Origin of the sequence: Aliidongia dinghuensis, from assembly GCF_014643535.1 — a bacterium.
GTDB classification, from domain to species: Bacteria; Pseudomonadota; Alphaproteobacteria; order ATCC43930; family CGMCC-115725; genus Aliidongia; species Aliidongia dinghuensis.
The window spans coordinates 1-18,824 of sequence record NZ_BMJQ01000023.1; the positions used below are offsets into that span (position 1 = coordinate 1).

The window sequence follows — 18,824 nt, forward strand, 5'->3', positions numbered from 1 at the left end:
GCCGAAATGGGGAATCGAAAACGCAGAAAAACCGCCGTCTTGACACGGCTTTCCTGCAAATCCAGTTACTTCAGCGCTCCGGAAAACCGCGCCAGATCAATCGCCTATCGATTGATCACGGACGACTCTATTTATTGTCGTGACGGCAAAGTCACCGAACGGCATTGGTTAGTGCGCTCATATGCGCGTGAGGCTTGCGTCGCTTATTTTTCCGGCACCAGCCCCGCCAATTCCCCCTGCCCGTCCGCCCGCAATCCCTCGGCGACGCCCGTCCGGTCGGCCACCGGCCGGTTCTGGCTCATCTTCCATTTGCCTTCGAGCCGCGCGATTGGCAGGCGGAAGCCCACGATGCCTTTCAAGTGCGCGCGGATGAAGTCCGGCGGCGCGTCGGTCACGGCCCAGGGCGAAGTGCGCGGTCCCTCGTGCCGGTTGGTGAGGCGCGTCACCACGTCCAGGAGCTGGTCCGCGTCGTCGAAGAATTCGAGCGGGCCGTAGGCGTGGATCGCCACATAGTTCCAGGTCGGCACGACCTTGCCGTGCTCGCGCTTCGTCGCGTACCAGCTCGGCGACACGTAGAAGTCCGGCCCCTGGAAGATCGCGAGCGCATCCACGCCCGGTGCGGCACCACGACCTTGCGGATTGGGCTTGGCCAGATGGCCGACGAGCGTGCCGTAGGGTCCCGCGTCGGCGTCGAGCAGCATCGGCACATGGCTCGCGATCAGACCGTCGGCGCTGAGGCTCACGAGCGTCACGAGCCCGCTGTTGCGTATGGCCTCGTGCAGGACGGCGAGGTCGGTCTCCTTGAAATGCGGCGGCACGTACATGGGCGCGAGGTCTCTTTGGCACGGATTGACGATGATGGAACGATGGCAGGATGCCAGCGCTCCGGAAAGAACCTCTTCGGAGCCCGCGTCAGGGCCATTTACGCCGCCGCCGCTTGACAGTCTCCGCCGGCCGTTCTGCTCTTCATGCCGAACGGTGACGGGGAGGAAACGGCATGCGCGTGGCGATCGCTGGACTCGGGCGGATGGGACGGGCGTTCGCCGCCAAGATCGGCGCCGACGGCGCACCGGTCCGGGTGTGGAACCGGACGCGCGGCCGGGCGGACGGTCTGGTACATGCGGTCGAGGTCGCGACGGCCGTCGCGCTCGTCGAGGAGGCCGATGTCATCCTGACCAGCCTGACCGACGATACCGCGGTCGAGGCGATCTATGACGAGCTTCTGGCCGGACCGGTCGCGGGACGGCTGTTCGTCGAGATGAGCACGATCCGGCCCGAAACGGTGCGCGGGATCGCGGCCCGGTCCGAGGCGCTGGGCGCCCGCCTGATCGACGCGCCGGTCGCCGGCGGCCCGGCCGTGGTCGCGGCCAGCCAGAGCCTGGCCTTCGTCGGCGGCGAAGCCCAGGACGTCGAGCGCGCGCGGCCGGTGCTGGGGCACTTCTGCCGCAAGGTCGCCCACATGGGCCCCGTCGGCAGCGGCACGGTCATGAAGCTGGTCGCGAACCTGCCGATCGGCGTCTATTTCCAGGCGCTCGCCGAAGGCCTGGCGCTGGGCCAGCGCCACGGGCTCGACCTCGAAGCCATGCTTGCGGTCATGATCGACAGCCCCGGCGCGCTCGCGGCCTTGCCGCGCAAGCTGCCGGCCATCCTGGGCGAGGTCGGCGACATTCCGTTCGACATCGCCGGCGTGCGCAAGGATCTGCTGGCGATGACCGCCGCCTGCCACCAGGCCGGCGTGCCGACCCCGGCCGCGACCGGCGCACTTGCCGCCTATGCCAGCGCCACGGCGGCCGGCTGGGGCGCCAAGGACTTCTCGACCATCATCCGCTTCTGGGCGGAGGCGGTCGCGGGCGTCAAGAAAGAGGGCATCACGAAAGCATAAACCCCCGCCCGGGCGAGCGGGCGAGGGTTCCCCCTGGAAGGTGCTTTCGGCCGGTGCCGCCGTTGGTCCCGACGAACCGCAGTTCCGACGAACCGCACCGGCCGGCGCCCCCCGGCACCTGGGTGACGGTTACGACTTCGGCTGGACCGCCGGGGTCGCGGGCGCCGCCGGCGCCTTGCTGTCGACCTTGGCGTCGCCCTTCGTCTCGGCCTTGCCGTCCGCCTTGACGGGCGTCTTGCCGGCGTCCTTCATCTCGGTCTTCGTCGCTTTCTTGACGGCGTGAGCCTTCTTCACCGTCGATTTCGCCTTGCTCTCGGGCGCCTTGACCGCCGCCTTGGTCTCGCCCTTGACGTCGGGCGCCTTGGCGGTCGCGTCCTGCTTGACCGTGGGCGCCGTGACGGCGGCGGCCGGCGCAGAAGAGATGCTGGTCGAAGCGCTGCCGGCCGGCGAGGTCGCCGCGGGCGCAGCACTGGTCGGAGCGGCGCTCTGGGCAAGGGCGAAGGCCGGCGCCATCGCCAGCGCACCGGCGACGATGAGGGACCGCGACAGGGTGGTGAGCTTGGCAATCATAATCTGTTCCGTCCTTCTGGGTCGTCTCGTGGATGAGACGCCCTGATAACGGACCCTCGGAACAGGATAGTCCGCGACGAAGTGGTGGTATTGTGGTGGCGGAATTGCGGCGGACTGAGATCCGATTGAGGCACAAGGCCGCATGCGGCTCGCGCAGGGCGCCCCTGCCCCGTCGGACTTGACTCCGACGTCCCCCGCTTCTATCAATCCGCCCCTGTTGCGAAGTCCGGTAAGGGCTTCGCCTCGGTTTTCATCGGCTCGCCCGACCCGATCGGAGAGTCGCCGCCAGTCCGCGAGTGTCGCGCACTGGCCTTTTTGTTTTGTCCGGATGGGGCTTGGGCACGGCTGATGTTCGATAGTCTGACCACACGGCTCGGCGACGTCTTCGACCGGCTGCGCAAGCGCGGCGCGCTCTCGGAGGCCGACGTCACGGCGGCGCTGCGCGAGGTGCGCGTGGCGCTGCTCGAGGCCGACGTGGCGCTGCCGGTCGTCAAGGACTTCGTCAATGCGGTGAAGGACAAGGCGATCGGCCAGGACGTCGTCCGGTCGGTCAGCCCCGGCCAGATGGTCATCAAGATCGTCCACGACCACCTGGTCGAGGTGCTGGGCTCGGACGCGGTCGAGCTTTCGTTCGCCTCGGTGCCGCCGGTGCCGGTGCTGATGGTGGGCCTGCAGGGCTCGGGCAAGACCACGACCTCGGCCAAGATCGCGCTCCGCCTCAAGAACCGCGACAAGAAGAAGGTGCTGCTGGCGTCGCTCGACGTGCATCGCCCGGCAGCGCAGGAGCAGCTCGCCATCCTCGGCCGCCAGGCCGGCATCGACACGCTGCCGATCGTAGCAGGCGAGAAGCCGATCGCGATCGCCGAGCGCGCGATGAAGATGGGCCGGCTCGAAGGCTATGACGTGGTCATGCTGGATACCGCCGGCCGGCTGCATATCGACGAGGCGCTGATGATGGAGGTCGCGGCCGTGCGCGATCTCGTCAAGCCGCACGAGACGCTGCTGGTCGCCGACGCCATGACCGGCCAGGACGCGGTGACGGTCGGCAAGGCGTTCAACGAGCGCATCGGGTTGACCGGCATTGTCTTGACCCGCGTCGACGGCGATGCGCGCGGCGGTGCGGCCTTGTCCATGCGCGCCGTCACCGGCAAGCCGATCAAGCTCCTCGGCATGGGCGAGAAGCTGGACGCCCTCGAGACGTTCCATCCCGACCGCATCGCCGGCCGCATCCTCGGCATGGGCGACGTGGTGAGCCTGGTCGAGAAGGCCGCCGAGACCATCGACCAGGAAGAGGCCGCGAAACTCGCGGCCAAGATGGAAAAGGGCAATTTCGACCTGGACGACCTGGCGGCGCAGCTGAAGCAGCTCCGCAAGATGGGCGGCATGTCGGGGATGCTGGGCATGCTGCCCGGCATCGGCAAGATCAAGAAGCAGCTCTCCGAAGCCAACATCGACGACAGGATCATCAAGCGCCAGGAGGCGATCATCTCGTCGATGACCAAGGCAGAGCGCAAGAATCCGAAGATCCTGAACGGCTCGCGCCGCCGGCGCATCGCCGCGGGATCCGGCACCAGCGTGCAGGACGTCAACAAGCTCCTGAAGCAGCATCAGGACATGGCGACGATGATGAAGAAGGTCCAGAAGCTCGGCAAGAAAGGCATCATGCGCCAGGGATTGGCGGGCCTGTTGCCGGGCGGCGGCGGCGGCGGGCCGTTCCGTCACTGACGGACGGCGGACGCCCAAGGTTTCCATGAGTTTTCGGTTTTGATTTCAGGTTAAAGAGAAGGAACGCACATGAGCCTCAAGATCCGGCTGTCGCGCGGTGGCGCCAAGAAGCGGCCGTTCTACAGCATCGTCATCGCTGACGCGCGCAGCCCGCGCGACGGCCGCTTCATCGAGCGGGTCGGCACCTACAACCCGATGGTCGAGAAGGACCATCCGGAGCGTCTGGTGCTGAAGGTCGAGCGCCTGAAGCATTGGCTGTCGGTCGGCGCCTCGCCGACGGACCGTGTCGAGCGCTTCCTGGCCGACGCCGAGCTGGTCGCGAAGAAGCAGCGCGTCGAGACGCCGAAGCAGTCGGCGCCGAAGGCGAAGGCCCAGGAGCGTGCCAAGCAGGCGGCCGCCAAGGCCGACGCTGCGGCGAACGCCTGAGGCCCAGTGCCCATTCACAGCTAAGCCGGCCTTCAAGCCATGTCCGCGCCCTCGAAGCGTCTCTGTGTTGGAATCGTCACCGGTGCCCAAGGCATCCGGGGGGCGGTCCGCATCAAGAGCTTCACCGCCGATCCGATCGACATCGACGCCTATGGCCCGGTGTCGGACGAGGCGGGCACGCGGACGTTCACGCTCAAGTCGGTCGGCCAGTCCAAGGGCGTGGTCGTGGCCACCCTCTCGGGCGTCACGGACCGCAACGCGGCCGAAGCGCTGAGGGGCCTGCACCTCTTCGTCGACCGGGACCGGCTGCCGCCGGCGGACGAGGAAGAGTACTACCACGCCGACCTGCTGGGCCTTGCGGCCGAGCTGGTCGGGGGCCAGGCGCTGGGCCGGATCACCGCAGTCTATGACTTCGGGGCCGGCGATGCGCTCGAGGTGACGGGTGCCGACGGTGCCGTGGTCATGGTGCCCTTCACCAAGGCTGCTGTACCGGTCGTCGACCTCGCTGCCGGCAAGGTCGTCATCGACCCGCCGGCCGGACTGTTCGAAAAGCCGGAGCCGCCGCAGCCGCTCGAGCAGCAGGCGGCACTGGCCGGAGACCCGTCGTGACGTCGCGGGGGACTTGGGCCGCGGCCGTGCTCACCCTGTTCCCGGAGATGTTTCCGGGACCGCTCGGGCTCTCGCTCGCCGGCAAGGCGATGGAGCGCGGGCGCTGGTCGTTGAAGACGGTGGACATCAGGTCGTTCGCGACGGATGCCCACCGGACGGTCGACGACACGCCGTTCGGCGGCGGCCCGGGCATGGTGCTGAAGCCGGACGTGGTCGATGCGGCGCTCAGGGCCGAGACGACGCCAGGCCCGCGGATCTATCTCTCGCCCCGTGGGCGGGTGGTCGATCAGCGGCGCATCCGGGAACTGGTCGAGGGCCCTGGGGCCGTGCTGCTGTGCGGCCGGTTCGAGGGGCTGGACCAGCGGGTGATCGAAGAACATGCGCTCGAGGAGCTGAGCCTCGGCGATTTCGTGCTCTCCGGCGGCGAGCCGGCGGCGATCGCCATCCTCGACGCCTGCGTCCGGCTGCTGCCGGGCACGGTCGGAGCGCCCGAGACGCTGATCGAGGAGAGCTTCGAGGCGGGCTTGTTGGAATACCCCCACTACACCAGACCGCAGGTGTGGCGGGGGCGCGCGGTACCGGAGGTCCTCCTGTCCGGCAACCACGCCAAGATCAAGGCCTGGCGACAGGCTGCGGCAGAGGCGGCGACGAAGGGGCGACGGCCCGATCTGTGGGATCGGTACCAGGCCAGGACGGCCGCCCGCCAGAATAGCAATGGAACTGAACGCGCGACCGGCCCACTGGCCGGCGCCATCGAGGAAGAGGTGTAGAAATGAACCTTCTGCAGACGATCGAGCAGGAGCAGGTCGACAAGCTGGCCGCCGAGCGCGGCGTGCCGGACTTCATTCCGGGCGACACGATCAAGGTCAGCGTCAAGGTCGTCGAGGGCGACCGTGAGCGCATCCAGGCGTTCGAGGGCGTGTGCATCGCCCGCAAGAACGCCGGCATCAACTCGAACTTCACGCTGCGCAAGATTTCGTACGGCGAGGGTGTCGAGCGCGTCTTCCCGCTCTATTCGCCGCGGCTGACGGCGATCGAGGTGGTGCGCCAGGGCGACGTGCGCCGCGCCAAGCTCTACTACCTGCGCGGCCGGACCGGCAAGGCCGCCCGCATCACCGAAAAGGCCCGCTCGACGGCCGCCAAGGACGCCGAGTAAGCGCTTGTTGCATCCCGGGGCCAGCCGACCGTTGGCCTTGGGCGCGCTTCCTCAAGATCGCCAAATTCCGTGCGGGCAAGATGTCCCGCGCGGTATTGGGTGCTGGTGGTGGAGATCACATCCGCGCAACCAGAAGTGCGGTATGGTGATATTCGATAAAATACGATATAGTCCGCGCCCATTGTTAGGGTGCTTTTGATCGCATTGATGTTCTAGCACGGCGTCCAACTACTTTTTTTATGGGATCAATATTATGAGCGAAGTCCAGTCGCCCCAGCCGAAGCCCCCTGCGCCGCCGGAAGAGGTCGGGGCGGGTAAGTACGCGTTCGCCGCATCCCGCCGCAACTGGCTCAAGGTCGGTCTCGCCGCCGCCCCTGTCGTGCTCATGCATAACCGGCCGACCTTCGCATCGACGTCCTCGTGCCAGGCACCGTCGGCCTGGATGTCGATCACCGTGGCCAACAGGAACGGCGTCAGCCTGTCGCATCAGCCGAAGTCGTCCTGCAGCCTCGGCCGGTCGCCCGGCTATTGGAAGCAGGGCTACTGCGATAGCAACCCCTACGCACTGGTCTCGCCGCAGGCCGGCAATCATGCGGGCTGTTCCTATCCGGCCAGCGGCGCCACCTTTCACTCGATCTTCGGCGCCGGGCCGACCGCCACGTTCGGCACCCTCCTGTGGCAGAGCCCGGGCAGCACCGAGTTCCACTTCGTCGCCGCCTATCTCAACGCCGCCAACAGCGGCAACGGCTCGGCAGCCGGGATCACCAACTACCCGATCTCGAAGGGCACGGTCATCGCCATGTATGATGGCAATTACGTCGACTCGACCGGGACCCGCTGGAGCCAGGCGGACGGTCTTAACTACATCAAGAGCCTCGAGTCCTGAGCCCGGCTTTCAGGCAAGCAAGCCGGCCCGCGGCAGCACCTCGCGCCGCGGGGGTTTCGGCACATCCCTAACGACGCGTCCATGACGACATTGCGTCGCAGCCATTCGAAGCCAGCCCAATCTTTCCAAAACCGCACCGCACGCGGAACAAAAAATCCATTTTGCCGCCGGACGCCCGGGGTATCATCGCGCCTCTTTCAGCCCTGTGATACCGAGGACACCCGACCGTGGCCGCACCGCGCACGCTCTTCGACAAGATCTGGGCCAGCCATCTGGTCCATCGTCAGGACGACGGCACCTGCCTGATATATATCGACCGCCATCTCGTCCATGAGGTGACGAGTCCGCAGGCGTTCGAGGGGTTGCGCCTTGCCCACCGGCCCGTGCGCCGGCCGGACGCGACGCTTGCCGTCGCCGACCATAACGTGCCGACAACCGACCGGGCCGCCGGCATCACGGACGAAGAATCGCGCATCCAGGTCGAAACCCTGGAGAAGAATGCGGCGGCGACGGGCATCACCTATTTCGCGATGGACGACGTCCGCCAGGGCATCGTGCATATCGTCGGGCCCGAGCAGGGCTTCACGCTGCCGGGTACGACGATCGTGTGCGGCGACAGCCATACCTCGACGCACGGCGCGTTCGGCGCGCTCGCGTTCGGCATCGGCACGTCGGAGGTCGAGCATGTGCTGGCGACCCAGACGCTGATCCAGAAGCCGGCCAAGAACATGCTGGTCGAGGTCGAGGGCGACCTGCCGCCGGGTGCGACGGCCAAGGACATCGTGCTGCACATCATCGGGCTCATCGGCACGGCCGGCGGCACCGGCCACGTCATCGAATATGCCGGCTCGACCATCCGCGCGCTCGACATGGCGGGGCGCATGACGGTCTGCAACATGTCGATCGAGGGCGGCGCCCGCGCCGGCCTGATCGCCCCGGACGAGACGACCTTCGCATATGCCCAGGGCCGGCCGATGGCGCCCAAGGGTGCCGCCTGGGAACAGGCCGTCGCCTATTGGAAGACGCTGCCGTCCGACCCGGGCGCCCATTACGACAAGGTCGTGCGCATCAACGCCGCCGACATCGTGCCGCAGGTGACCTGGGGGACCAGCCCCGAGGACGTGCTGCCGATCACCGGCCACGTGCCGGATCCGGCTAAGGAGGCCGACGATCAGCGCCGCGCCGCGATGCAGCGCTCGCTCGATTACATGGGCCTCGAGCCGGGCACGCCGCTCACGGCAGTGCCGGTGCAGCGCGTGTTCATCGGCTCCTGCACGAACGGCCGGATCGAGGATCTGCGCGCTGCCGCCGCGGTCGCCAAGGGCCGCAAGGTTGCGGCCGGCGTCCAGGCGATGGTCGTGCCCGGCTCGGGCCTGGTCAAGCACCAGGCGGAGGAAGAGGGCCTGGACCAGGTCTTCCTCGCCGCGGGCTTCGAATGGCGCGAGCCCGGCTGCTCCATGTGCCTCGCCATGAATGCCGACAAGCTCGAGCCGGGCGAACGCTGCGCCTCGACCTCGAACCGCAATTTCGAGGGACGCCAAGGGCGCGGCGGCCGCACCCATCTGGTCAGTCCGGCGATGGCGGTCGCGGCCGCAGTGACCGGCACGCTCGCCGACGTGCGCACCCTGCCCTCCCTCTGACGCCCTTCCCTCTGACGCCAGGCGCCGATCCATGCAGAAATTCACCAGCCTGACCGGGGTCGCGGCCCCGCTGCCGATGATCAACATCGACACCGACAAGATCATCCCGAAGCAGTACCTGAAGACGATCCAGCGGACCGGGCTCGGCAAGGGCCTGTTCGACGAGATGCGCTACAAGGCCGACGGTTCGGAGAACCCGGACTTCGTCCTGAACCAGCCGGCCTATCGCCAGTCGAAGATCCTGGTCGCCGGCGAGAATTTCGGCTGCGGCTCGAGCCGCGAGCATGCACCCTGGGCGCTGCTCGACTACGGCATCCGCTGCATCATCGCGTCGAGCTTCGCCGACATCTTCTACAACAACTGCTTCAAGAACGGCGTCCTGCCGCTGATCGTGCCGGAAGAGACCGTGGCGCAGCTGATGGAGGACGCCGGCAAGGGCGCCAACGCGGTGCTGACCATCGACCTCGAGAACCAGACGATCAGCCGCCCGGACGGCGAGAAGGTGTCGTTCCAGATCGACCCGTTCCGCAAGCATTGCCTGCTGAACGGCCTCGACGACATCGGCCTCACCCTCGAAAAGGGCCGGGAGATCGACAGCTACGAGGACCAGCTCAAGCTGACCCAGCCCTGGCTCGCGCGGGCGTAAGGCCGGTCGCCCGACAGACCCTCACCCTCCCGCTCTCGCGGGTCCCTCCCTCTCCCGCACGGCGGGAGAGGGTTGGGGTGAGGGTCGAGCGGCCAGATTGAACGAAATTCGAGGAGCGTGAAGTGACGGCGAACAAGAAACTCCTGGTCTTGCCCGGCGACGGCATCGGCCCTGAGGTGATGGACGAGGTCGAGCGCGTGGTCGAGTGGCTCGACGCCAAGCGGCGCGTGACCTTCTCGGTCGAGCGCGCGCTCGTCGGCGGCTCGGCGTACGACGCCGAGGGCACGCCGCTCACGGATGCGACCATGGCGAAGGCGCAGGGTGCGGACGCGGTGCTGCTGGGCGCCGTCGGCGGCCCGAAATGGGAGAAGCTGCCGTTCGAGCACCGGCCGGAACGCGGCCTCCTGCGCTTGCGCAAGGAGATGGCGCTGTTCGCCAACCTGCGCCCCGCCCAGGTGTTCGAGCCGCTGGTCGATGCGTCGAGCCTGAAGCCCGACCTCGTGCGCGGGCTCGACATCATGATCCTGCGCGAGCTCACCGGCGGCGTCTATTTCGGCGAGCCGCGCGGCATCGAGACGCTGCCCAATGGCGAGAAGCGCGGCTTCAACACCCAGAGCTATACGACGAGTGAGATCGAGCGGGTCGCGCGCGTGGGATTCGAGCTCGCCCGCAAGCGCTCGAACAAGCTCTGCTCGGTCGAGAAGGCGAACGTCATGGAGTCGGGCGTGCTGTGGCGCGAGGTCGTGCAGGCCTTGGGCGACAAGGACTATCCCGACGTCGAATTGAGCCACATGTACGCCGACAATTGCGCGATGCAGCTGGTCCGCGCACCGAAGCAGTTCGACGTGATCGTCACCGACAACCTGTTCGGCGACATCTTGAGCGACTGCGCCGCGATGCTGACCGGCTCGCTCGGCATGCTGCCGTCGGCCTCGCTGGGGGCGGCCGACGAGAGCGGCCGGCGCAAGGCGCTCTACGAGCCGGTGCACGGCTCCGCACCGGACATTGCCGGCAAGGGCCTGGCGAACCCGCTCGCGACCCTCATGAGCTTCGCCATGATGCTGCGCTACTCCTTCGACATGGACGAGGATGCGGCACTCATCGAGGATGCGGTCGAAAAGCTGCTCGCCAAGGGCGTGCGGACGGCCGACATCCGGCTCGAAGGCCGTGCGCCGGTCTCGACCCAGGAGATGGGCAAGGCGCTGATCGCCGAGCTCGAAACCCTTGCCACCGAGCAATAAGCCGCAATAGAGCGCAAGAATTCGCGTGTGGCGCCCGAGCAACGACGGGCGGCCGGTCTTTTGACCCGGCCGCCCGTCTTGTTGTGCGACCGGGTGCGCGACTGATACAAACCAGTGACAGTTTGAAAAATAATCAAACGTCTCTGGGGGGAGTTCATGCGCGCTTTCATCGCCGGAGTCGGCGTCTCGCTCGCCATGCTGTCCGGCGCGGCCCAAGCCGCCAGCGAATTTTCCAACATCCTCGTGTTCGGCGACAGCCTGTCCGATAACGGCAACATTCCGAAGCTGTTCGGCATCAACGTGCCGGCCCCGCCCTATTACATGAACCGCTTCTCGAACGGGCCGGTCTATGCCGAGTACCTGAACGGGCTGCTCAGCGTCCCGGCGGGGAACTTCACCGACTACGCCATCGGCGGCGCCCAGGCCGGCACCGGCAATATCGGCGGCCTGCCCAATGCCGGCGTGTCGCAGGAGATCGACCGTTATCTCGCGACCAATCCGCACCCTGGCGCCCGCGATCTGACCGTCGTCTGGGCCGGCGCCAACGACTATTTTGGCGCGCTGCCCGGCATCCAAGCCCTGCCGACCTCCCAGCAGACGGCGGCCTTGCAGACGCAGGTCAACACGACCGTTGGCAATATCGTGGCCGACGTGACGCGCCTCGCCCAGGCCGGCGTCACCAATTTCGTCGTGCCGAACTTGCCGAATCTGGGTGCCACGCCGGACTTTAATACCAGTCCGACCAACTCGGCGACCGCGACCCAGATCTCGACGATCCACAACCAGCTGCTGCCGACCGCACTCGCCGCTTTGCAGGCGCAGTACCACGTCAACATCATCGTCGTGGACGTGAGTGCGCTCAACGCCCAGGTGCTGGCCGACCCGACCAAGTTCGGCGTCACCAACACGACCCAGCAATGCCTGCTCAACGCCGCCTGCGTCGCGCAGAAGCTGCCGTACCTGTTCTGGGATGGCGTGCATCCGACCGAACAGAGCCACGCGCTGCTCGCGCAATATTTCGCGTCCACGATCGATGCCCCGACCGTGGTCGGTGCGCAAGGCGAGCTCGCCATCATCGCCATCCAGAACACGTTCGACGCCATCACCAGCCGCACCCAGGCGCTGCGCGACGGCGCTTCTGGGCTCCTCCTCTCCGACCTCGGCGGCACAGGCGGCGGCAGTGGCATCGCCAACCCGGACAAGCCGTTCGCCGCCTTCGTCTCCGGCACCCACGGCTGGGGCAAGCGCGATGACCGCACAACGGCGGCCGGCTTCAACTACACTGCCGACAATGTCTATGCCGGCCTCGACTATCGGATCACGCCCAACCTGGTCGCGGGCGGCCTGTTCGGCTATGGCACGACCAAGGGCGACCTGCACGGCAGCATGGGCGAGGCCGATCTCGACAGTTACCAGGGCGCGCTCTACGCCACATACTTCCAGGGCGGCTTCTACGGCACGCTTGGTGGCACCTATGTCGGCGACAGCTGGGGCAAGCTCAACCGCAATACCTTCGTCGTAGGCGAAGTGGCGGCGGCGACGAGCCAGGGCCGCACGGCCGGCCTCAAGTTCGAGACCGGCTATGTCTTCGATGTGGGCGGCGTCCATCTCGGCCCGGTCGGCGAGGTGCGTTACGCCAACATCCGCATCGACGGCTACAGCGAAAGCGGCGCCGACGGCATGAACCAGCAGGTCGACCATCAGAACTTCGACACGCTGGTCGGCGCATTCGGCGGCCAGCTGTCCTTCACCGCCGGCTTCGGCGAGGTCAGCCTGTCGCCGCACCTGCGCGTGACCTACGACCACGAGTTCAAGGATGGGCCGCGCGACATCATTACCCGCCTCGTCTCGCAGCCGCTCCTGACGAACGCGACACTGCTCGACACGCCGGCGCGCGACTCCGTGCGCATCGGCGGCGGCGTCGACATCGGCATGGGCGCCAACATGAGCGCGCTCGTCGACTTCAACGCCACGACCAGCCGCAGCGACGGCAACGACTATCAGGCGACAGCGAAGCTGCGCCTTAGCTTCTGATCGAGGCTTCGGGTCAAGAGAGCGGCCGCCGGTGCGATCCGGCGGCCGGTTTCTTCTATGTGCCCCGCCTCAGGCCGGGCGGGTGCCGACGCCCTTGAAGAATGTGTAGGTAAACATGCCGTCCGGTTCGGCGGTCCGGTGCAGGTCGCGGACGCCGGCGGCAAAGTGCGCAGCATCGGCGAGCCCGGCCTCGACAGCTTGCGTCGCGACACCCTCGATCATCGCGGTGAACGTGTCGCGCGTGAAGCTCTCGGCCAGGTCCGGCCGGCTGCCGTCGACATAGACCATGCGCGGCGACACGCGCACCGCTTCGAGCCCGGCCGCGCGGAGCAGCGGATAGAGCCGCCGGCCGATCAAGGCATCGCCGCCCACCGCGCGCTGCAGCGCCGCCTGACACTCGATTGCCGCCCGGGCCGCCGCACTCTCCGGATGGAAGCAGATGAGCCCATGGTCGCCCTCGATCACCGTCACGGTCCCGCCCGGCCGCACCAGCCGGATGAAGCGCTCGAGCGCCGCCGCCGGCTGGGCCAGATGCTCCAGCACGAAGCAGGCAAAGACATGGTCGAAGCTTTCGGGCGCGAACGGCAGGTCGAAGAGATCGGCCTCGAGGAAGCGCACGTTGCCGAAGCCTGCCGCCTCGACCGCCCGCTCAGCCTCGGCGAGCGAGACGGCCGAGATGTCGACGGCGGTGATCTCGGCCCCCGGGCTGCGCCGGGCGAGCGTCACGGTCTGGGCGCCGACGCCGCACCCCACCTCCAGCACCCGGGCGCCGGCCGGATAGGCCGTGTCGTGGTGCAGCAGGTCGGCGAGCGAACGCGCCTGGTCCTGCAGCCGCTGCTGCTCGCGCGGCGCGTAGCCGTGCACATAGCCGTCGCGCAATCTTGCCCGCTCCATCCCCGCTGGTCGATGGGCGGGATTAGGCGCCGCGGCCGACGCGTGGTCTTGGATAGAATTGCAGCGCGGTCAGGCGAGTGCCGCGCGATAGCGCCCGGGTGTGACGCCGCATTGGCGCACGAAGGCGCGGTTCAGGTGGCTCTGGTCGGCGAAGCCGGCCGCGGCCGCGACGTCGGCGAGCGCATGGCCCGCCCTGATCAGCCGGCGCGCGAGCCCGACCCGGCGCGTCACCAGATAGGCATGCGGCGTGATGCCAAGCTCGCGCGCGAAGCCGCGCAGCAGCTGGAACCGGCTGGTGCCGGCAAGGGCGGCAAGCTCTGCCAATGTCACTGGCAGCTCCGGCGCCTCGTCGATCCGTCGTTGCGCCTTGGCGACGACCGGCGAGCGGCGATCGACCGCGATCGGCCGGCTCGCGTGCCGGCGCATGACCTGCATCAGGGTCGCGAGCACGCCTTCCTCGACCGCAAGCGCTTCCGGCGCTGCCTCACGCATGCGTTCGAACAGCCGCAGGAACCGCGCCGCCAGCATGGGATCGCTCGCCATCGGCAGCACTGCATCCGGCAGGTGCGGCGTCTCGTCGGCCAACTCGCGCGCGACCAGATCCGGCTCGAAACACAGCATGCGCCAGGAGCGAATATGGCCGGCGACCGGCAGGCCATCGTGCATCTCGCCCGGATTGACCATGATGATCTCGCCGGCCACCGCCTCGACGGCGCCGATGTCGCTCCAGGACCGATGCCCGCCCTCGGCGATGACGCCGATGCCGAGATGATCATGGACATGGCGCGGAAAGGCCAGGTTCGAGGTGAGGCTCAGCACCTCGATCCCGACGATCGGCGAGCGGTGCTGGATGGCACGATGGATGCGGGCGCTCACGAGCCCCATCACGCGCCGGGCCGCACGCCGGCCGCGGCCAAGTGCGGGCCAAGGCGGCCCGTCAGGAACAGGCCCAGCATGCGGTAGTCGCTCATGAGCGACCAGAACGGATGGCCGAAGGTCTCGGGCTTGTTGTGCTCGACGCCGAAATGGGCGGTCCAGGCGAAGCCGTAGCCCAGGAGCGGGGCTGCGATCAGCCAGAGCCAAGCCCCGCTCGCGATCGCGAGCACGACCGCAGCAAGGGCCAAGAGACTGCCGCAATAGTGCAGCGCGCGCGTCTCCGGCTTCGCGTGGGCCCGGAGGTAGCGCAGCCAGAATGCGTGATAGTCGAGCGCCCCATCGCGGTGGGTCAGGTCGGCCATGATTCCTCACGTCTTGTTTCGCGTCGGCGAGGCGCGTTTAGTGTGTCACTTCTTGTCATTCTGGGTCGAGGAATTCGTCATGGGCTATCGGGTTGCCGTCGTCGGCGCCACCGGCAATGTCGGCCGCGAGATGCTGACCACCTTGCACGAGCGCGAGTTCCCGGTCGACGACGTGGTGGCGCTCGCCTCCACCCGCTCGATCGGCTCGGAAGTGTCGTGGGGCGAGGACGATACGCTCAAGGTCCAGGCGCTCGACACGTTCAGCTTCAAGGGCATCGACATCGCGCTCTTCTCGCCGGGCGCCAAGGTTTCGGCCGTGCATGCGCCGCGCGCCGCGGCCGCGGGCACCGTCGTGATCGACAACACCTCGCAGTTCCGCATGGATCCGGACGTGCCGCTAGTGGTGCCCGAGGTCAATCCCAAGGCGATCGCGCGCTACACCAAGCGCAACATCATCGCCAACCCGAACTGCTCGACCATCCAGATGGTCGTGGCGCTGAAGCCGCTGCACGACATCGCCCGCATCAAGCGGGTGGTCGTCGCCACCTACCAGTCGGTCTCGGGCAAGGGCAAGGAGGCGATGGACGAGCTCTTCACCCAGACCCGCGCCATCTACGTGAACGACCCGATCAAGCCGGAGCAGTTCACCAAGCGTATCGCCTTCAACGTGATTCCGCACATCGACGTCTTCATGGAAGACGGCTCGACCAAGGAAGAATGGAAGATGGTGGTCGAGACGCGGAAGATCCTCGATCCCGACATCCAGGTGAGCGCCACCTGCGTGCGCGTGCCGGTGTTCATCGGCCATGCCGAGGCGATCAACGTCGAGTTCGAGGACGAGATCTCGGTCGAGCGCGCCCGCGCCGCGCTCAAGGCGGCCCCCGGCGTCACCGTGATCGACCACCGGGTCGACGAGGGCTATGTCACCCCGCAGGAATGCGCCGGCGAGGACGCTGTGTTCGTCTCCCGCATCCGCAAGGACCCGACCGTGAAGCACGGCCTCACGCTCTGGGTCGTGGCGGACAATCTGCGCAAGGGTGCGGCCTTGAACGCGGTGCAGATCGCGGAACTGTTGGACCGGGATTACCTGGAGCCGGCGGAGAAGAAGCGGCTGGGCGCGCGCTGAGCGGCAGCACCTCGCCCAGTCTCATCCAGCCACTGCGCAGGTTCCGCTCTCTTTAGCCTACGCCGGCATCGCTCCACCGATCTGTGACGCAAATCGGAGCGCGGCGCGAGGCTTGTTCCTTTTTTGTTCTATTCGCTTGACCGTTCCGAATTAATCCGGTCTCCTAGCCGAACATAGCGAAGGCGCGCCCAGGCGCGCTTCCCGCCGCAACCAACCGCCGGCTGGCCCCGCCTCCGGCGGTTTTCTTTTGCCCAAATTCCGAAGAGTCCTCTTATGCCGATCCTCTCGATCGCGCGGGCGCCTTGTCGTGCGCCGGCGCGGCACTGGCTGCTCATCGCCAAGGCGGGAACCGTCTGGCTATGGCCGGGCATTCCGCTGACCGAACGGCGCGGCGGCACCATCCGGCCGATCCCGCCCGACGCCTTGCGTTTTTGGCTGAGTAAGTTGATGGGGCCGGAAGTCGTCGGCCAGCCGGTGCCGATGCAGGTCGCGCGGGCCGCCGAATATCTGACCGTGGGCGACGAGACCGCCGCCCAAGCCAGCCTCGACCGTGCGCCGGCCGGCACCTTGTCGCCGGAGGGCGCCATGCTGGCGCGGGCGGTCGCCGCCCGGCTCGGCATTGACGTGCCCGCCACGCCGATCGCCAAACGCATGCCGCTCTGGGACCGGCACTTCGTTCTGGGCCTGGCACCGATGTTCGACCGCTTCGCCGAGGCCGCCGACTGGCTCGACAAAGCGGGGGTTTGGGACTCCGACAAGCATCCGCGCTGGCCGCCGGGTGCGAATGAAGGCCGGCCCGGGCAGTTTCGGCCGGTCGACAAGCCGGCCGTGTCGGTGTCGAGCGTGCCGCGTCCTGATCCGAACCGCCCCGGCATCGGCCACAATGGCGGCCCGCCGCTCTTCGACGACGCGCCGCCGGTACCGCCGGAGAACCCCGGCGCCTCCTATCGCTGGCCGATCATCAAGGCGCTGGCGCGCTGGGCGGCGAAACGCGCCGTGATCCTAGCCGCCGAAGATGCAGCGGGCGGCCCGGTCGGCCTAGCCCTGAACGCGGCGCAGGTCGCCGCATGGGTCTATGAATACTATCCCTATATCCGGGCCTACAATGACCCGCCGAAACCGCTCGACGAACTCGAACGGGCGGCCCAAGGCCCGGCGCGCCGCGGCTACGACGTGCATCACATCGTCGAGCAGGCATCGGGGCGCAGCGGCGAAATACCGACGCAGTTGATAAACTCGGGCGAGAACCTAGTCAGCATCCCGACTCTACGACACTGGCAACTTAATTCATGGTACCAGACGCCAAATAGCAGTCTCCTTGATTCGAGTGGTAACTACATGACGCCGCGGAAATATCTTGTCGGTAGAGGGTACGATGAACGTAGAAGGGTGGGACTGATGGGCTTGCACGCAGTGGGAGTGCTGAAATGAAGCTGGATACATTGACGGTCGATGAACTCATCTCCCTCTTCGTGTCGTTCAGCGAGCAGCAATATCCGCTGACACTCAATGACGAGGGCGGAAAGGCCAAACAGATCATAAAAAAGCGAAATGAAATAGACAAAGAGTTGCGCAGGCGCGGCATCGCGGCACGTCTTGAACTCACCAAATTGTTTACACACCCTAACACCCAAGTTCGAATCAATGCTGCTACGACCAGTCTGGGAGTCGCCCGGGAGCCAGCTCTTGGTGTGCTCAGGCAAATTATAAAGGAAGATTTCGGACCGTTTAGACTGGATGCCCGCATGACCATTGCGCTGATAGAGGACGGCACCGTCAATCCGACTTGACGGCCGCAGTTCGGGGCGCTTCGCCAGAAGACTACCTTGACGAGGCGAGCACTTGCCGCGGGAGTAGGGCGAGGGCACTACCGCTCACCCCACCCGCTCCGCCTTAAACACCTCCCGCGGTTGGACCAGTTCGTCCTGCGCCGCAATCAGCTGGATCTCCCGCTCGCCGCGGGCATGGGTTTCCTTGAGCACGGCATAGATCGCCGAGGCTGCGGCCGAGAGTGCTGCGGCCGGATCGCCGCCGGTCTTGAGCCAATGGGCGAGGAACAGCGCCGCGACCGCATCGCCCGAGCCGTTGACCGTGATCGGCAGCAGGGGGGTGGCAACGCGCCAGGTGCCGGCGGCGGTCGCAACCAGCAGTTCGATCTCATCCGCCGGCGCGTCGGACCTGACCAAGCTCGTCAGCACCACGACCTTGGGCCCGAGCGCCCTGGCTGCGGCCGTAGCCTCGACCGCGTCGGCCAGGCTCCGGATCGTCCGGCCCGTCAGATATTCGAGCTCGAACTGGTTGGGCGTGATGATGTCGGCCATCGGCACGGCCCGGTCGCGGAAGAACTCCGGCAAGCCGGGCTTGACGTAGAAGCCGTCGCCGACGTCGCCCATCACGGGATCGCACAGCCACAAGGCAGCCGGATTGGCGGCGCGCACCCGCTCGACCGTATCGAGCACGATCTCGCCCAGCGCCGCATCGCCCATATAGCCGGTCAAGACCGCCCGGCAACAGTCGAGCGCGCCCCGTTCGGCCATGCCCTCGATCAGGCCGGCGATATGGTCGGGCGGGAACACGGTGCCGCGCCATTGGCCATAGCCCGTGTGGTTCGAGAACTGCACCGTGTGGACCGCCCAGGTCTCGAAGCCCAGGCGCTCAAGCGGGAAGATCGCCGCGGCATTGCCGACGCGGCCGTAGGTGACCCAGGACTGGATCGACAGGATTCCGTCCAAACGCCGCTCCTTTTTTGCC

General features: G+C 67.2%; 20 protein-coding genes. 14 read left to right on the forward strand and 6 right to left on the reverse strand.

All coding sequences use genetic code 11. The features are described from left to right. Positions 1–203: 203 nt before the first annotated feature. A complete protein-coding gene (locus IEY58_RS30205) occupies positions 204–824 on the reverse strand; it encodes an FMN-binding negative transcriptional regulator (RefSeq protein WP_189051901.1) in 621 nt (206 codons plus the stop codon). A gap of 173 nt (positions 825–997) precedes the next feature. Between IEY58_RS30205 and IEY58_RS30210 the strand changes: the two genes are divergently transcribed. Then, a complete protein-coding gene (locus IEY58_RS30210) occupies positions 998–1,882 on the forward strand; it encodes an NAD(P)-dependent oxidoreductase (protein WP_189051902.1) in 885 nt (294 codons plus the stop codon). A gap of 129 nt (positions 1,883–2,011) precedes the next feature. Here the strand turns inward: IEY58_RS30210 and IEY58_RS30215 are convergent, their stop codons facing one another. Further along, positions 2,012–2,452, reverse strand: a complete 441-nt coding sequence (locus tag IEY58_RS30215; protein ID WP_189051903.1) for a hypothetical protein — start codon at positions 2,450–2,452, stop codon at positions 2,012–2,014. A 348-nt stretch (positions 2,453–2,800) separates the two neighbouring features. Here IEY58_RS30215 and ffh point away from each other — a divergent pair, with 348 nt between their 5' ends. The 10 genes from ffh (at position 2,801) to IEY58_RS30265 (ending at position 12,815) form a co-directional block, all read left to right on the forward strand. After that, positions 2,801–4,177 carry a signal recognition particle protein gene (gene ffh / locus IEY58_RS30220; protein WP_189051904.1) on the forward strand — a complete coding sequence of 459 codons (1,377 nt, stop codon included), beginning with the start codon at positions 2,801–2,803 and terminating at the stop codon, positions 4,175–4,177. Positions 4,178–4,246: 69 nt separating this feature from the next. After that, entirely contained in the window at positions 4,247–4,603 is a 357-nt protein-coding gene (gene rpsP / locus IEY58_RS30225; RefSeq protein WP_189051905.1) for a 30S ribosomal protein S16, read from the forward strand. A gap of 39 nt (positions 4,604–4,642) precedes the next feature. Continuing rightward, positions 4,643–5,212, forward strand: coding sequence for a ribosome maturation factor RimM (gene rimM / locus IEY58_RS30230; protein ID WP_189051906.1), 570 nt, complete (start codon positions 4,643–4,645; stop codon positions 5,210–5,212). Further along, positions 5,209–5,982 (forward strand): tRNA (guanosine(37)-N1)-methyltransferase TrmD, encoded by a 774-nt coding sequence (gene trmD, locus IEY58_RS30235; protein WP_268237601.1) that lies wholly within the window; start codon positions 5,209–5,211, stop codon positions 5,980–5,982. Before rimM ends, trmD begins: the two co-directional genes overlap by 4 nt. A 2-nt stretch (positions 5,983–5,984) precedes the next feature. Beyond that, positions 5,985–6,368 carry a 50S ribosomal protein L19 gene (gene rplS, locus IEY58_RS30240; RefSeq protein ID WP_189051907.1) on the forward strand — a complete coding sequence of 128 codons (384 nt, stop codon included), beginning with the start codon at positions 5,985–5,987 and terminating at the stop codon, positions 6,366–6,368. Positions 6,369–6,621: 253 nt separating this feature from the next. Beyond that, positions 6,622–7,254 carry a hypothetical protein gene (locus IEY58_RS30245; RefSeq protein ID WP_189051908.1) on the forward strand — a complete coding sequence of 211 codons (633 nt, stop codon included), beginning with the start codon at positions 6,622–6,624 and terminating at the stop codon, positions 7,252–7,254. Between the two features lie 227 nt (positions 7,255–7,481). Further along, complete coding sequence (gene leuC / locus IEY58_RS30250) at positions 7,482–8,894, forward strand: 3-isopropylmalate dehydratase large subunit (protein ID WP_189051909.1); 1,413 nt, start codon at positions 7,482–7,484, stop codon at positions 8,892–8,894. A 31-nt stretch (positions 8,895–8,925) separates the two neighbouring features. After that, positions 8,926–9,540 (forward strand): 3-isopropylmalate dehydratase small subunit, encoded by a 615-nt coding sequence (gene leuD / locus IEY58_RS30255; RefSeq protein ID WP_189051910.1) that lies wholly within the window; start codon positions 8,926–8,928, stop codon positions 9,538–9,540. Between the two features lie 122 nt (positions 9,541–9,662). Further along, positions 9,663–10,781, forward strand: coding sequence for a 3-isopropylmalate dehydrogenase (gene leuB / locus IEY58_RS30260; RefSeq protein ID WP_189051911.1), 1,119 nt, complete (start codon positions 9,663–9,665; stop codon positions 10,779–10,781). Positions 10,782–10,937: 156 nt separating this feature from the next. Next, the gene (locus tag IEY58_RS30265) at positions 10,938–12,815 is read left to right on the forward strand and encodes an autotransporter domain-containing protein (RefSeq protein ID WP_189051912.1); all 1,878 of its coding nucleotides are present in this window, start codon (positions 10,938–10,940) and stop codon (positions 12,813–12,815) included. Positions 12,816–12,884: 69 nt separating this feature from the next. Here IEY58_RS30265 and IEY58_RS30270 read toward each other — a convergent pair whose 3' ends face one another. The 3 genes from IEY58_RS30270 to IEY58_RS30280 all read right to left on the reverse strand — a co-directional run bounded on the left by IEY58_RS30270 (position 12,885) and on the right by IEY58_RS30280 (position 14,947). Beyond that, positions 12,885–13,694, reverse strand: coding sequence for a methyltransferase domain-containing protein (locus IEY58_RS30270; protein WP_189051913.1), 810 nt, complete (start codon positions 13,692–13,694; stop codon positions 12,885–12,887). An 84-nt stretch (positions 13,695–13,778) separates the two neighbouring features. Further along, on the reverse strand, positions 13,779–14,585 hold the full coding sequence (locus tag IEY58_RS30275) for an AraC family transcriptional regulator (protein ID WP_229744070.1): 807 nt from the start codon (positions 14,583–14,585) through the stop codon (positions 13,779–13,781). 8 nt (positions 14,586–14,593) lie between these two features. Beyond that, positions 14,594–14,947 carry a DUF962 domain-containing protein gene (locus IEY58_RS30280; RefSeq protein ID WP_189051915.1) on the reverse strand — a complete coding sequence of 118 codons (354 nt, stop codon included), beginning with the start codon at positions 14,945–14,947 and terminating at the stop codon, positions 14,594–14,596. A 79-nt stretch (positions 14,948–15,026) separates the two neighbouring features. Between IEY58_RS30280 and IEY58_RS30285 the strand changes: the two genes are divergently transcribed. The 3 genes from IEY58_RS30285 (at position 15,027) to IEY58_RS30295 (ending at position 17,863) form a co-directional block, all read left to right on the forward strand. Then, positions 15,027–16,073 carry an aspartate-semialdehyde dehydrogenase gene (locus tag IEY58_RS30285; protein ID WP_189051916.1) on the forward strand — a complete coding sequence of 349 codons (1,047 nt, stop codon included), beginning with the start codon at positions 15,027–15,029 and terminating at the stop codon, positions 16,071–16,073. Between the two features lie 273 nt (positions 16,074–16,346). Next, entirely contained in the window at positions 16,347–17,504 is a 1,158-nt protein-coding gene (locus IEY58_RS30290; protein WP_189051917.1) for a hypothetical protein, read from the forward strand. Next, positions 17,501–17,863, forward strand: a complete 363-nt coding sequence (locus IEY58_RS30295) for a DUF2019 domain-containing protein (protein WP_189051918.1) — start codon at positions 17,501–17,503, stop codon at positions 17,861–17,863. The genes IEY58_RS30290 and IEY58_RS30295 overlap by 4 nt, the downstream gene beginning before the upstream one ends. An 84-nt stretch (positions 17,864–17,947) precedes the next feature. On the opposite strand, the gene pdxY is transcribed toward IEY58_RS30295, so the two are convergent. Next, positions 17,948–18,805: a pyridoxal kinase PdxY gene (gene pdxY, locus IEY58_RS30300; RefSeq protein WP_229744071.1), complete on the reverse strand. Its 858-nt coding sequence runs from the start codon at positions 18,803–18,805 to the stop codon at positions 17,948–17,950. Between the last annotated feature and the right edge of the window lie 19 nt (positions 18,806–18,824).